Genomic DNA, 14,645 nt, shown 5'->3' with positions numbered 1-14,645 from the left:
TTATTTTAAGTTTAATATGAGAAATTCACCTTTTAGTGGTTCTAAGGTTTTCAATAGTTCAGGAATTAATTGGTTTCCATATTCTAAATACAATTCCGAAAAATTAGTATTTCGTTCTTGCAAACTTTGACCAGGAAACAATTGCTCTTGTAATTCTGTACAACGTTCAATTTGGTCTGCTAATTTGTGTTTTTGTGCTAATAACAAGCGTTTTTCAAGGTGTTTTAATCCTTTTATTTGTTTTACTTCTTGTGCTTTTACAGCTCCAACAAAAGACTTATCGGTTTGTTCTGCTAAATCAAAAAGTGTTTTAAATTGTGACTCTAAATGTTGTATTTGCTCCGAAAAATCAATATCAATATTTGAAATTTTTCGAACTTTCTTGTTTATAAAAGAATGTCTATCTAAAAATAAATCCTTGTTTGAAATGTTTAATTTTTCAAGTTTGAAACTTTGCTTTTCAGATTTTATTAAAGCTGAATTTCGAAGTAATAACATTGGAAATGTCACATTCTGAGCTTCAAAATTAGATTTTAATTGTAACCAATAAATCATTTCTCCACCTCCACCAATGTAACAGAGGTTAGGCAAAATCACTTCTTGATATAATGGTCGCATAATCACGTTAGGAGAAAATCGTTCTGGGAATTCATCAAGGTGTTTCAATAGTTCACTCTTGCTCCATGTGATGTTCGTTTCCAAAACTGAATAAGCTCCTTCACTTTCAACAATGCGTTCTCGCAAACCACCTTTAATATAAAATAGATTTAATTCTCTTGGATTGACCTGAATTTTCAAGTTTAAATTTTCAAGTTTTTTATTGGTTTCTGAAACAGTTTTAAATGCCGTTTGCTCCAATACTTCTTTTTTCATTTGTGGAATAAACAAACGCTTCAACGCTGCGTCATCAGCGTCTAAAACAACTAAGCCTTGTTTACCAAATAATTCATTGGCCAAATATCGTGTCGCATCAGCTAAATTATTATGATTTAGATACGTTTCTTTAAACCAACTTTTTAATTGCTCAGCATTTTTACCTGCTCCAAATTCTGATGAAATTACGTCGAATACAGCATCTAAACCTTCGGTATTAAAATGTCCAACGGCACCAGTTTGCACTGAATTCCATTGTATTTTTTTACCTCTAAAATTGAAATAATTGATTTCTTCAAAATCGTGATCTTCTGAAGCCATCCAATAAATTGGCACAAAATTATACTTTGGGTACGTTTCCTTTAATTGCTTAGTTAGATTAATAGTTGACGCAATTTTGTACAAAAAATAAAGTGGACCTGTAAACAGATTTAATTGATGACCTGTGGTTATTGTGAAAGTGTTCTCAGAATTTAGATTTTCTATATTTTCGGTTGTTAATTCCGATGCTTCAATAGTTTTATATTGCGACTTTAATGTATTTACTAAAACAATTCTTGAATCTTCTAATACGGACAAACGTTTTTCTTCTAGTTGTGCTTCAAAGTTTTCAAGATTAGGAAAACGATGATAAAACTCCTTTAAATCAGGCTTCTGGTCTAAATAATCACAAATAAAATCCGAAAAATAATTGGTATCTCTAAACGGAATATGGTCAGTTGGCATATAAATCTTAAATTATGGTATAAATATAAGGCTCTTCAATATTTTAATTACTAATTTTTAGTTAATTCAGTTTCACTAACTATCTTTACTAGCTTACAACCTTAATTTTAAATTAAATGCAAAAATTAGTCTTCGTTTTATTAGTCGTTTTTAGCAGCTGTACCTTAACAACGGCCCAAACCATTTCATCACCAAGTGACTTTTTAGGTTATGATATTGGCACACAATTTAGTCGAAATCATCAAGTTATCGCGTATTTTAAAGCTGTACAAAACCAAGTTCCAAACCAAGTAAAACTAGTGGAATATGGAAAAACAAACGAACGCAGAGGTCTCTATTTAACGTTTATTTCTAGCGAAGACAACATTAAGAATCTGGAAACTATTCGTGAAAATAATTTAAAAAACACAGGCTTATTAGAAGGTGAATCTTCAGGAAACGACGTTGCCATTGTTTGGTTAAGTTATAATGTTCATGGCAATGAAGCATCGAGTTCTGAAGCGTCGATGCTTACCTTATTTAAATTGCTCACTGAAAAACAAGATTTACTTAAAAACACAGTTGTTATTATTGACCCAAGCGTTAACCCAGATGGAAGAGACCGTTATATAAATTGGTATAATGAAACTGCGAGTTTACCTTATGATATAGACCGACAAGCTAGTGAACACAATGAACCTTGGCCTGGAGGACGACCAAATCATTATCTTTTTGATTTAAACCGAGACTGGGTTTGGGCTTCGCAAGTAGAAACACAACAACGTTTAGAAGTGTATAACAAATGGATGCCTCATGTACATGTAGATTTTCATGAACAAGGAATTAATGAACCTTATTATTTTGCTCCGGCTGCAGAGCCATTTCATGAAATTATAACCGATTGGCAGCGCGATTTTCAAACTGAAATCGGTAAAAATCATGCTAAGTATTTTGATGCTGAAGGTTGGTTGTTTTTTACTAGAGAGCGTTTCGATTTATTGTATCCGAGTTATGGTGATACTTATCCCACATTTATGGGTGCGATGGGAATGACCTACGAGCAAGGTGGTCATGGCATGGCAGGTTTAGGGATTTTAAACGACGAAGGCCACGTCTTAACTTTAGTTGAGCGTTTAACACACCATACTACAACAGGAATTTCAACCGTTGAAATGGCTTCAAAAAATGCAAAAAAATTAAATACTGAGTTTGCTAAATTCTTTAATAATTCAAATCTCAAATATAAAAGCTACGTTTTAAAAGGTAATGAAGACAAACTTAATAGCTTAAAAACGCTATTAAACAAACATCAAATTGCATTTGAAAACGCAACAAAATCTAAAGTTTCTGGTTACAATTATGCTACAGGAAATCAAGGTAGTTTTAATGTAGACGGCAATGCTTTAGTAGTGCATTCTAACCAACCTAAAGGAAAAATGGTTAAGGTTTTATTTGAACCAAACACTAAACTCTCAGACTCATTAACATATGATATTACAGCTTGGTCTCTGCCTTATGCTTATGGATTAGATGCACTTGCTAGCACGACTAAGGTGAGCAGTAATAGAATGGCGAGTAAAAAATCGCTTCAAGTTTTAAACGATGCTTACGGTTATGTTAGCAAATGGAATTCTATGAAAGACGCACAGTTTTTATCAGAATTATTAAAACAAAATTTTAAGGTTCGGTTTACAGAAAAGCCTTTTTCTGCAAATGATAAAACATTTGAACGCGGTTCTCTAATCATTACTAAAGGGGACAATAAACATATTGAAAAAATGGTTTCAAAACTAAACACTATTGCACAAGAACATGCACAACCTTTAACGGAAATCAACTCTGGATTTTCACAGAAAACACCAGATATTGGGTCACCAGACATTAAATTAGTAAACAAGCAAAAGGTTGCAATACTTTCTGGAGAAGGTACACGATCTTTAAGTTATGGTGAAGTTTGGCATTTCTTTGAGCAACAATTACATTACCCATTAACCTCTATAAATACAAATGATTTTGGTAACACTAACCTGAATAAGTACAACGTTTTAATTTTACCAAATGGTAATTATAGAAAAGTACTATCGGAAGACAACATGACCAAACTTAAAGAATGGGTACGTGCAGGAGGAAAAGTCATTGCTATAGATGGAGCATTAAGAAGTTTTGCAGGGAAAGATGGCTTTAGTTTAAGCTATAAAGATTCTGAAGATGATGATGACCAAAAAGATAACCTCACTCCTTATGCCGATCGCGAACGCGAATACAGTAATAATTTAATTACTGGAGCTATTTTTAATGCCAAAGTAGATAATACACATCCTATGGCTTTTGGTTATGACGATAATTATTTCACTTTAAAATTAGGGAGTTCAGCATATAGTTTATTAGATAGTGGTTACAATGTAGCTTATCTTAACGACACCAAAGTGTATTCTGGTTTTGCAGGCCAAAATGCTTTAAACTCATTAGGTAAAACTTTAGTTTTTGGAGAAGAACGCATGGGAAGTGGTAGTTTTATTTACATCGTAGACAATACACTTTTTAGAAGTTTTTGGGAAAATGGAAAACTGTTTTTCGTAAACTCTATTTTTATGGTGAATAACAATGCTTATGAATTATAATTACATATTTAAAAATTAAGTTTCAAACTTTGTCACGCTAAAACTCATTAAACCCTCATCACTCAATTAAATAATTATGAAATACATCAAATCAACACTTTTAGCTTTATTAGTGCTATTCACAATATGGTCTTGTAAACAAAATGAAGTCAAAGAAACTAAACAAGAATTTAAAGTAGAATTCGAAAAATTCACTTTAGATAACGGATTACAAGTTATTCTTCACGTAGATAAATCTGATCCTGTTGCTGCTGTAGCTTTAACCGCACATGTTGGATCTGCTCGTGAAAAAGCAGGTAGAACAGGATTCGCACATTTATTTGAGCATCTTTTATTTTTAGAATCCGAAAATTTGGGTAAAGGTGGTTTAGACCAAATGAGTGCTCGTATTGGAGGTTCTGGTGCCAATGGATCTACAAGTCGCGATCGTACCAATTATTTTCAAACCGTGCCAAAAGATGCTTTAGAAAAAATGATTTGGGCAGAAGCGGATAAACTCGGTTATTTTATAAATACAGTTACTGAACCTGTTTTGGCAAAAGAAAAACAAGTTGTTAAAAACGAAAAACGTCAGCGTGTAGACAACCAACCTTATGGTTTTAATGCAGGTGTTATTAATAGCAATTTATATCCTGAAGGACATCCCTACAGCTGGGAAGTTATTGGATCTTTAGAGGATTTACAAAATGCGACTTTAGACGATGTTAAAGAGTTTTACAAACGTTGGTATGTTCCAAATAACGTTACCTTAACTATTGCTGGAGATATTGATGTCGCGCAAACTAAAGCATGGGTAAAAAAATATTTTGATGAAATTCCAAAAGGGGAAGCGATTCCTAAAATTGAAAAGCAACCAGTGACTTTAAAATCATCTAAACGCTTGTTTTACGAAGATAATTTTGCACGTGCTCCTAGATTAACAATGGCTTGGCCAACGGTATATGAATATCATCCAGATACATATGCTTTGACTGTATTATCGCAATATTTAACCGAAGGCAAAAAAGCACCATTATATAAAGTATTAGTCGAAAATCAGCAGTTAACTAGTAATGTTGGCATGTATCAATATTCTTCTGAAATTGCCGGACAATTAATGCTTAATATTACCGCATTCGATCAAACCAATCTAAACACCGTGGCTAATGGGATAAATGAAGGCCTTAAAGATTTTGAAATGAATGGCATTTCTGAATCCGATTTAAACAGAATTAAAGCCGGACAAGAAACGGAATTTTACAGAGGATTATCAAGCGTTTTAGGCAAAGGCTTTCAGTTGGCACAATATGAAATTTTTGCAGGTGATCCTGGATTTATAAATCAAGATGTAAAGAATATTTTAGCAGTCACGCCAGAAGATGTGATGCGCGTTTATAATACTTACATTAAAGATCAGAATTTTATTGCCACTAGTTTTGTTCCAAAAGGACAAATGAACTTGATTTTAGATAATTCGCAATTAGCAACTATCGTTGAAGAAGAAATAATTGAAGGCGCAGAAGACGCTTTTGATGCTAGCCTAGCCGCAGACTACGAAAAAACACCAAGCAGTTTTGATAGATCTGTAGAACCAGCATATGGTAAAAGTCCAGATTTAGTAATTCCTACAGTGTGGAAACGCAACTTAGATTCTGGAATCAAAGTTTTTGGTATTGAAAATACAGAAGTGCCATTAGTAGAGTTTGAATTAGAAATAAAAGGAGGTTTACTATTGGAAGACACAGCTAAAGTTGGAGTGTCTAATCTTATGGCAAATTTAATGACCAAAGGCACAAAAAACAAAACACCTGAAGCCTTAGAAAACGCTATTGAAAGTTTAGGTGCTCAAATTTACAGCTATGCCACTGATAATAGTGTCACTATTTCTGGAACAACCTTAGCAAAACATTTTGATGCGACTATGGCTTTAGTCACTGAAATTCTTTTAGAACCACGTTGGGATGAAGACGAATTTAACTTATTAAAACAAAGTACGATAAGCAGCATTCAACGCCAAAAAGCAAATCCGAATAGTATTGCTGCTAATGAATTTGCAAAACAATTATATGGCGAAAACAATATTTTAGCCTATAACAATAATGGTACTGAAGCCTCGGTAAATGCAATTATGATTTCAGATTTAGAAGATTTCTATTCGACTAAATTAACTCCTAAACTGACGAATGTACACGTTGTAGGTTCAATTTCAGAAAACGAAGTTATAAGCGCTTTAGAAACTATAAATACGACGTGGGAATCTAAAGATGTTGAGATTCCAGAATTACCAAAAGCGATTACTCTAGAAACATCCAAAATCTATTTTTATGATGTACCAGGAGCTAAACAATCGGTTATCGCCTTTGGTTATCCATCATTAAAAGCTACTGATAACGATTACTATGCCGCTACTGTCATGAATTACAGATTAGGAGGTGGTAGTTTTGCTTCGCAATTAACACAAGAATTACGTGAAGCCAAAGGCTATACCTATGGAATTCGTTCTAGATTTGATGGTGACGCCAATACAGGAGAATTCTCAATCAACAGTTCTATTCGTACTAACGTTACTTATGAATCTGCTGCATTGATTAAAGAGATTTTAGAAGATTACGGCACCAATTATACTGAAGCCGATTTAGATATTACAAAAGGGTTCACCTTAAAAAGCAGCGCTCGTGCGTTTGAAACTTTAGGTTCTAAATTAAACATGCTGAGTAATATTAGTAACTATAGTTATGCAGACGATTATGCCAAACAACGCCAATCCATTGTAAAAGATTTAAGCGTAGACGACATTAAAGCACTTGCAGAAAAATATATAAAACCGAAGCAGATGATTTATGTGATTGTTGGTGATGCCGAAACACAATTCAGTAAATTAAACGGATTAGGATTTGGAGATGCTGTGCTATTGAATTAGTAAGTTATTTACAGCATCTCAAATCCAAATCGTTCTGCCGCAGTTGGTGTTTATCATCAACTGTGGATACAGAGCATCACTTTAGATATGAGCAACAACTAAAAAGTCAATTAGACTTACATTAAAATGTCTTGAATAAACGTGAACACACTGCCCTGTTCCATCAAATATGGCATGCTTAAAAATAAGGTGACATTATAGTGTGATGATGTAACACAGACTTGCTTAACTCATTAATACCTCTAATTACAATCCCACAATTTATAAGTTTATAAAGTAATTAGATAAATTACTAATTACGCGCTACAAATCTCACATTGGCCTGTTAATAGAATGTCTGTAGAATCTACTATATGATTTTTTATAGATGGGATTTTAATCTCAACAGATAAACACTCTACCTTATCACATTCGGTGCATTGAAAATGAGGATGCTTATCTGAATGATGATTAGCAGAACAACCTTGACATTTCGCATACCATTTTAAACCATCTTTCCCATTAAAAGAATGAATAACACCATCTTGCTCAAGCCTATCTAAAATACGATATACAGTCGTTTTATTCATTTGATCTTTTACAAGTTCTATGAGATGCACTACCGATTTCGCATCTTTATTTTCTTCAAAAATCTGTAATACCGTAGTTACTGATTTTGTTTTTCTAATGATTCCCATAAAACAAAATTAATGCAATGAAGTTGCATTTACAAATAGATTTTTCTACTTTCGCGACTGAGTTGCATTAACAATTATAATTTTATGATACAGATACAAGATGTGAGTAAATCATTTAAAGGTGATTTTGCTGTTCAGAACTTAAATTTAGAAGTTAAGAAAGGGGAAATTTTAGGGCTTTTAGGCGCTAATGGAGCAGGGAAATCTACCACAATTAATATGCTGTTGGGTTTTTTAAAACCAGATTCAGGCCAAGTAAGCATCAACGCTATAGACACTAGTCAAAATGCACAAGAAACCAGAAAACTTATTGGTTATATTCCTGAAAATGTTAATCTCTATCCCTATTTATCAGGTTTAGAAAATTTAAATTACTTCTGTAAACTCGCAGGATTAAAATATTCTAAAAGCGAACTCGAAGATTATTTAACTTCTTGCGGATTGGCAAGTGATGCACATCTAAAAAAAGTGAGTGGTTACTCTAAAGGTATGCGACAAAAAGTAGGAATTGCCATTGCCTACGCAAAAAAAGCAAAAGTGTATTTACTAGATGAACCTGCAAGTGGATTAGACCCCTTGGCGAGTAACGAACTTTCTTTGTTACTGCAGAAACTCGCATCAGAAGGTGCGACTATTATTATGGCTTCTCACGATATTTTTCGGGTACGCGAAGTTTGTAATCGCATTGGTATCTTAAAAAAAGGAATTCTAGTAAAAGAGCTCAACAGTAAAGACGTAAGCGCTAACGAACTAGAGACCTTATACTTACAATTTATGAAAAACTAATTCCAATAGTATGTTTCAAATTATAAAAAACGAATTGCGATTCTTAGTTCGCAGTCGTATATTTTTAGGGATAAGCATTGCCTTTATTTCTATTATGTTACTCTCTGTTTTTCTTGGGAATTACCAAATTCAGAAACAAGAACAGACGCATCAAAATGCTACTGACCATGTACGTCAACAATGGGTAAGCATTGATGAAATGAACCCTCATAGTGCCGCACATTACGGTACCTTTATATTTAAACCTTCTAATTTATTAAGCAATCTCGATGAAGGCGTAAATAGTGTTACTGGAAATGTACTTCGAGTTGAGGGACATGTTCAAAATGAAATCACACATTCTGAAGCTTCGCAAATGCAGGCCGTGTCTCGATTCGGAAAATTAAAACCCGCGCTCTTACTGCAATATATCGTTCCTTTACTATTAGTTTTTTTAGCCTTTAATTCAGTCAGTAATGAAAAACAAAGTGGACGACTAAAACTACTCGTGCTACAAGGCTCCAAACCTTTACAAATTATTTTGGCCAAAACATTTTCTGTATGGCTTTATGGTGTGTTTCTACTAATTTTTATGCTTTTGGTTTATGGCATATTAAATTCCCAAAGTTTAACTACTGATATTTTAGCAAGAACCAGTTTATTCTTTCTATCCTATTGCCTATACTATTTTATTATTAGTGGTCTCACGGTGTTCTTTTCTGCACGATGGCAAAATGCTACACTTGCTTTAACCTCTATGTTGGGCATTTGGATTATCTGGACTATATTTTTGCCTAATATTTTAATGAGTTCGGTGGAAAAATGGCATGAACTTCCTAGTCGAAATGAATTTCAAATGGCTATGAAAGAAGACCGCTCAAAAGGTCTAGATGGCCACAATCCTACCGATAAAAGAAGTTTAGCTTTAAAAGGAAAAGTACTTAAAGAATACGGTGTAGATAGTGTCTCTCAACTGCCATTAAATTTTGATGGTATGCGAATGCAAGCCGATGAAGATTATGGTAACAGCGTATGGGACAAGCATTTTGGCAACAACCGCTCGGTGCTAAAAAAACAGAAACAAAGTTTTCAATTAGGTGGTATTGTTAATCCTTTTATTTCACTACAAAACACAAGTATGGGATTTATGGCTAGCGACAATTTACACCATCAAGAATTTTTATTACAAGTAGAAAATTACCGTAGAGTTTTTATAAAAATGCTGAACGACAAGCAAACTTTTGGTGGTTCAAAAACTGGTGATTGGGGCTGGAAAATAGACAATGCCTTTTTTAAATCGGTGCCTGATTTTGATTATAAACCAACTCAAATTTCGGCAGTGCTATCCAATTATATGTTGGATGTAATTTTAATGATTTTATGGACAATTTTAGTCATAGCACTTATTGTTTTCGGAACTAAAAAAATAAAAATTGTATGAGAAGTTTAACCATATTTTTATACGAATGGAAACATTTTGTCGGTAGCCCTTTTAAAATTGTAGCCGTATTACTTTTTATAATAGCAAGTATTTATGGTTTGCACAATGGTGCCGATTTGTATAAAAAGCAAAATGCAGAAATTGAAAGAATAAATAAAGAAGCGGAAATTCAAAAAACAACCACGCTATCATATTTTGAAAATAATCAAAAAGGACCAGAAAACCGACCATGGATAGATGTCACTACGCCATTTTGGGCTATTTGGAATTCACCAACCTATCACTTTAAAAAACCATCGGCAGCAATCGTTTATAATATCGGACAAACCGAACAGTATGGCTTTTATAAAGCCATCGGTACTTCTAGTAGTCCATATGATACAGATATGACAAATGAAATTTCGAATCCAGAACGTATTCAGTCTGGCACTTTAGATTTTTCATTTGTCATCTTATTCCTTTTACCGCTTTTGTTGCTCGTCTTACTTTATAATATAAAAGGTCAAGAAGCAGAGCATGGTTTTTTACCACTAGTGTTTGTACAAACAGGCTCAAAAAATTGGTGGCTACTTTCAAGAATTTTGTTTTACACCTTGCTTCTTGTATTGGTTTTGTTTGGTTTAATGCTTTACGGCGCAATGCTTACCAATGTTTTTGACCCAGACAGCATATTTAGCAACATCTTTCTATGGGTGACTTTATATCTTTTATTTTGGGTAATTATTTACTTTTTAATTCTGAAATACGGAAAAAATACCATCTCAAATACCTTACAAATGATTGGCGTTTGGTTGCTCTTTGCTTTTATTATTCCAGCAACCATACAACAATGGATAACAATTGAAAAACCAACCAATTTAATGGTGGACCTTATTGATGTGAGTAGAGATACAAAAAGTGAGATAAATGCGCAATCGAGCGAAGTAATTGACACACAACTTTTTGAATTATATCCCAATTTAAAAGCGACAAAAGTTGCAAAAGATACTGTTGTTGTTAGCAGAGTAAGAGGCTATTCTACGGATGCATTGATTAATGTTGAAATGAAAAAAGCAATTAAAAGTATCGAAGAAGAAAATAATTCAAAAAATGATTTAATTTCAAAAACCTACTGGTTTAACCCTATTACCTATTTTCAAAATAAACTAAATCAACTCACCAACACACATTATAACGATTACGAAACCTATCGTAATACCATTCAAAAAAGCGTAGATAAGCGTAATAAAATCTTGGTTTTTGATGTCTGGAATGCTATTGAAGTCGATAAAGAAAAATACTTGGAATACAACGCAACACTTTCAAATAATGAATAATATAGAGAAGCTACCTGTAACGGTATTGAGTGGCTTTTTAGGAGCTGGCAAAACCACCTTATTAAATCATATTTTACACAATAAAGAAGGCCTAAAAGTTGCCGTTATTGTCAATGATATGAGCGAAGTTAATGTTGACGCCAATTTGGTAAAAAGCGAAAACACCTTATCTAGAACCGAAGAAACGCTCGTAGAAATGAGTAATGGTTGTATCTGTTGCACACTTAGAGAAGATTTAATGATTGAGGTAGAACGGCTTGCCAAAGAAAACCGTTTCGATTATTTGCTCATTGAAAGTACAGGTATTAGCGAACCCGTACCTGTGGCGCAAACCTTCTCGTTTATTGATGAAGAAAACAATATAGACTTATCTAGATTTAGCTATGTAGATACGATGGTTACTGTAGTAGACGCCTTTAATTTCTTTAAGGATTTCGGAAGTCCAGAACGTTTAGTAGATCGCGAACTTACAAATATAGATAATGATTTTAGAACCATTGTAAATTTATTGACCGATCAAATTGAGTTTTGTAATGTCATTATACTTAACAAGACCGATTTAGTTTCAAAAGAACATTTAGGCATTTTAAAAGCTACGATTCAGAAGTTAAATCCTACTGCTAAAATTATAGAATCTTCTTTCAGTAAAGTGAACCCAAGTGAAATTTTAAATACCAAACTCTTCAATTTTGAAGAAGCCGAAGAAAGTGCTGGTTGGATTGAAGAATTAAAGAAAGATGAACACACACCAGAAACGGAAGAATACGGTATTGGCTCTTTTGTTTTTAGAACTAAAAGACCATTTCATCCAGAGCGTTTTTGGAAGTATGCGCAACACCAATTTCCTCAAAACATATTACGAAGTAAAGGGTTATTTTGGATAGCCTCTAGACCAGACCAAGCATTGGTTTGGGGACAAGCTGGTGGATCGCTAAGAGCAGACAGTGCAGGCGTTTGGTGGAGCAGCATGACATTTCAAGAGCGGATAGACCAAATTGCATTTCTTGAAAACCAACAAATTATTGAAGCCGATTGGCACAGCGTATTTGGCGACCGCAAAAATGAGATTGTCTTTATTGGTCAAGATTTAGACGAATCATTAATTAGAAAACAATTAGAAAGTTGCTTACTTACAGCAGCAGAACTTGAGTCTATAGATTGGGAAAAAGGATTTCAAGATAATTGGCCTGTAGAAAGAGCCTATCCTTTAGGAATTTAAGGATACTTAAAATTAAAACACTTAGAAAAAAAATTACAAACAAAATGATTCAAACAAAAAAAATATATTGGGCAGATAAATTAGGAGCAATTAGTGCTATTTTATGCATTATACATTGTTTGGCTGTGCCTGCATTACTCAGCTTAGGTAAGGGATTTATAAGCAATCCTATTATAGCTTACTTATTTATTGCCATTGCTTTTGTTTCCATATATAAAGCCACTAACGGCCGTTTTTTAAAACCTATTAGCATCTTTTTATGGCTAGCTTTTATAGGCTTTTTTATTTCCATGCTATTAGAAAACCAAGCCGAAGTTTTTGAATACACGATGTTTCTTTTTTCAGGTTTAATTATTCTTGGGCATTTATATAATATGCAGTATTGCAATAAATAATAAAGAAATTATGGAAAAGCATTTAACTAAAAATCAAATTGAAATAGAAGGCGACCATCATTTTTCTTCAAGTATAAAAACACCATTACGCGCAGATGCTTTTGAAAAATCTGATGAGGAAAAAATAATAAACATTCAACATCATTTCAAAATGATAATGCAAGAAATGGGATTAGATTTAACAGATGATAGCTTATCGGGCACACCATATCGCGTAGCAAAAATGTATGTAAAAGAACTCTTCTACGGCTTAAATCCTGAGAATAAACCAAAACTTTCCACTTTTGACAATAAGTATGGTTATAAAAAAATGTTGGTGGAGCAGAATATCACCATCGATTCTGCTTGCGAACATCATTTTCTACCCATTGTAGGACATGCCAATGTAGCTTACATCCCTAAAGATAAAGTTATTGGCTTATCTAAAATTAATCGTTTAGTAGATTATTATGCACGTAGACCACAGGTACAGGAACGTTTAGTGCTTCAAGTATTAAATGATTTACAAGAAGCATTAAACACTAAAGATGTTATTGTTTCTGTAACAGCCAAACACCTTTGTGTATCTTCAAGAGGCATAAAAGACCAAAGTAGTTTCACGACAACTTATGAGTATGGTGGCCGCTTTTCAGAACCCGAAATTCGAAATGAATTTTTAAGCCTAATCGCTCAATAAATAAAAATGAAAAGCAACTTAACACGGCGAACATTTATAAAACAAAGCAGTTTTACATTGACGGCATTAGCATTGCCTTTTCCTTTACTTAAATTTTCAAAATTAGACCCTATGACAGCTAAAAACACATTTGAAATAATTATAATTGGAGGAAGCTATTCAGGGCTTTCAGCAGGAATGACTTTAGGTAGAGCTTTAAGAGAAGTATTAATAATAGATAGTGGCAAACCCTGCAATAGTCAGACACCGCATTCCCATAATTTTATAACACAAGACGGTAAAACACCAAACGAAATTGCCACAAGTGCCAAATTACAAGTAGAGCAATACGCTACAGTTAAATTCCATAATGGATTTGTTACAAGTGCTCTAAAAACACCTGAAGGATTTAAAATCACAACGCAGAACAATACTAAATTTAGAGCAAAAAAACTCATTTTTGCTACTGGTGTAAAGGATATAATGCCAAACATAAAAGGATTTTCTGAATGTTGGGGCATTTCAGTTATACATTGTCCATATTGTCATGGTTATGAAGTTAAGCAAGAGCAAACAGGCATTCTAGCTAATGGTGATATTGCATTTCATTATGCGCAACTCATTATCAATTGGACCAAAAAGCTTACCATATTTACTAATGGAAAATCAACTTTAACCCAACAACAAACCGAGAAAATTAAGACGCATAATATTCAAATTATTGAAAAAGAAATTAGTGCTTTAAATCACAAAGATGGTCATCTTAACGACATCGTTTTCACCGACCAATCCACCTTTCAACTTAAAGCCATTTACGCGAGACCAGCGTTTAAACAACATACTGACATCCCAGAACAATTAGGCTGTGAATTCACAGAACAAGGGCATATAAAAGTAGATATGTTTCAAAAAACGACGGCAGAAAATGTATTTGCTTGTGGCGACAATGCAAGCCCTTTCCGTGCCGTTTCTCACGCCGTTGCTGCAGGAACTGTTGCTGGCGCCATGGTTAACAAAGAAATGATTGAAGTTGAATTTTAAGTTAATAATAAAACTTTAGTTATCTTTAATCAACATTT

General features: G+C 33.6%; 11 protein-coding genes. 9 read left to right on the top strand and 2 right to left on the bottom strand.

Annotation, left to right across the window (positions count from 1 at the left end; translation table 11 throughout):
* Entirely contained in the window at nt 1-1,599 is a 1,599-nt protein-coding gene (bshC, locus tag HM992_RS08975) for a bacillithiol biosynthesis cysteine-adding enzyme BshC (protein ID WP_179319418.1), read from the bottom strand.
* A gap of 116 nt (nt 1,600-1,715) precedes the next feature.
* Here bshC and HM992_RS08970 point away from each other — a divergent pair, with 116 nt between their 5' ends.
* Both HM992_RS08970 and HM992_RS08965 read left to right on the top strand, forming a co-directional pair.
* Nucleotides 1,716-4,199, top strand: a complete 2,484-nt coding sequence (locus tag HM992_RS08970; protein ID WP_179319417.1) for a M14 family metallopeptidase — start codon at nt 1,716-1,718, stop codon at nt 4,197-4,199.
* Nucleotides 4,200-4,275: 76 nt separating this feature from the next.
* Entirely contained in the window at nt 4,276-7,098 is a 2,823-nt protein-coding gene (locus HM992_RS08965; protein ID WP_179319416.1) for a M16 family metallopeptidase, read from the top strand.
* A 296-nt stretch (nt 7,099-7,394) separates the two neighbouring features.
* Here HM992_RS08965 and HM992_RS08960 read toward each other — a convergent pair whose 3' ends face one another.
* On the bottom strand, nt 7,395-7,775 hold the full coding sequence (locus HM992_RS08960) for a Fur family transcriptional regulator (RefSeq protein WP_179319415.1): 381 nt from the start codon (nt 7,773-7,775) through the stop codon (nt 7,395-7,397).
* A gap of 84 nt (nt 7,776-7,859) precedes the next feature.
* On the opposite strand from HM992_RS08960, the gene HM992_RS08955 reads away from it, so the two are divergent.
* The 7 genes from HM992_RS08955 to HM992_RS08925 are packed head-to-tail and all read left to right on the top strand — an operon-like array spanning nt 7,860 to nt 14,607.
* On the top strand, nt 7,860-8,561 hold the full coding sequence (locus tag HM992_RS08955; RefSeq protein WP_179319414.1) for an ABC transporter ATP-binding protein: 702 nt from the start codon (nt 7,860-7,862) through the stop codon (nt 8,559-8,561).
* A 10-nt stretch (nt 8,562-8,571) separates the two neighbouring features.
* Nucleotides 8,572-9,981, top strand: coding sequence for a DUF3526 domain-containing protein (locus HM992_RS08950; RefSeq protein ID WP_179319413.1), 1,410 nt, complete (start codon nt 8,572-8,574; stop codon nt 9,979-9,981).
* The gene (locus HM992_RS08945; RefSeq protein WP_179319412.1) at nt 9,978-11,297 is read left to right on the top strand and encodes a hypothetical protein; all 1,320 of its coding nucleotides are present in this window, start codon (nt 9,978-9,980) and stop codon (nt 11,295-11,297) included. Before HM992_RS08950 ends, HM992_RS08945 begins: the two co-directional genes overlap by 4 nt.
* Nucleotides 11,290-12,516 carry a GTP-binding protein gene (locus HM992_RS08940; protein WP_195806609.1) on the top strand — a complete coding sequence of 409 codons (1,227 nt, stop codon included), beginning with the start codon at nt 11,290-11,292 and terminating at the stop codon, nt 12,514-12,516. Before HM992_RS08945 ends, HM992_RS08940 begins: the two co-directional genes overlap by 8 nt.
* 44 nt (nt 12,517-12,560) lie before the next feature.
* The gene (locus HM992_RS08935; RefSeq protein ID WP_179319411.1) at nt 12,561-12,911 is read left to right on the top strand and encodes a MerC domain-containing protein; all 351 of its coding nucleotides are present in this window, start codon (nt 12,561-12,563) and stop codon (nt 12,909-12,911) included.
* Nucleotides 12,912-12,921: 10 nt separating this feature from the next.
* The gene (gene folE / locus HM992_RS08930) at nt 12,922-13,587 is read left to right on the top strand and encodes a GTP cyclohydrolase I FolE (RefSeq protein WP_179319410.1); all 666 of its coding nucleotides are present in this window, start codon (nt 12,922-12,924) and stop codon (nt 13,585-13,587) included.
* Nucleotides 13,588-13,593: 6 nt separating this feature from the next.
* Nucleotides 13,594-14,607 carry an NAD(P)/FAD-dependent oxidoreductase gene (locus HM992_RS08925; protein ID WP_179319409.1) on the top strand — a complete coding sequence of 338 codons (1,014 nt, stop codon included), beginning with the start codon at nt 13,594-13,596 and terminating at the stop codon, nt 14,605-14,607.
* Nucleotides 14,608-14,645: the final 38 nt, after the last annotated feature.

Origin of the sequence: Winogradskyella helgolandensis (assembly GCF_013404085.1) — a bacterium.
GTDB lineage: Bacteria > Bacteroidota > Bacteroidia > Flavobacteriales > Flavobacteriaceae > Winogradskyella > Winogradskyella helgolandensis.
This window is presented reverse-complemented; position numbering and strand designations above follow the sequence as displayed.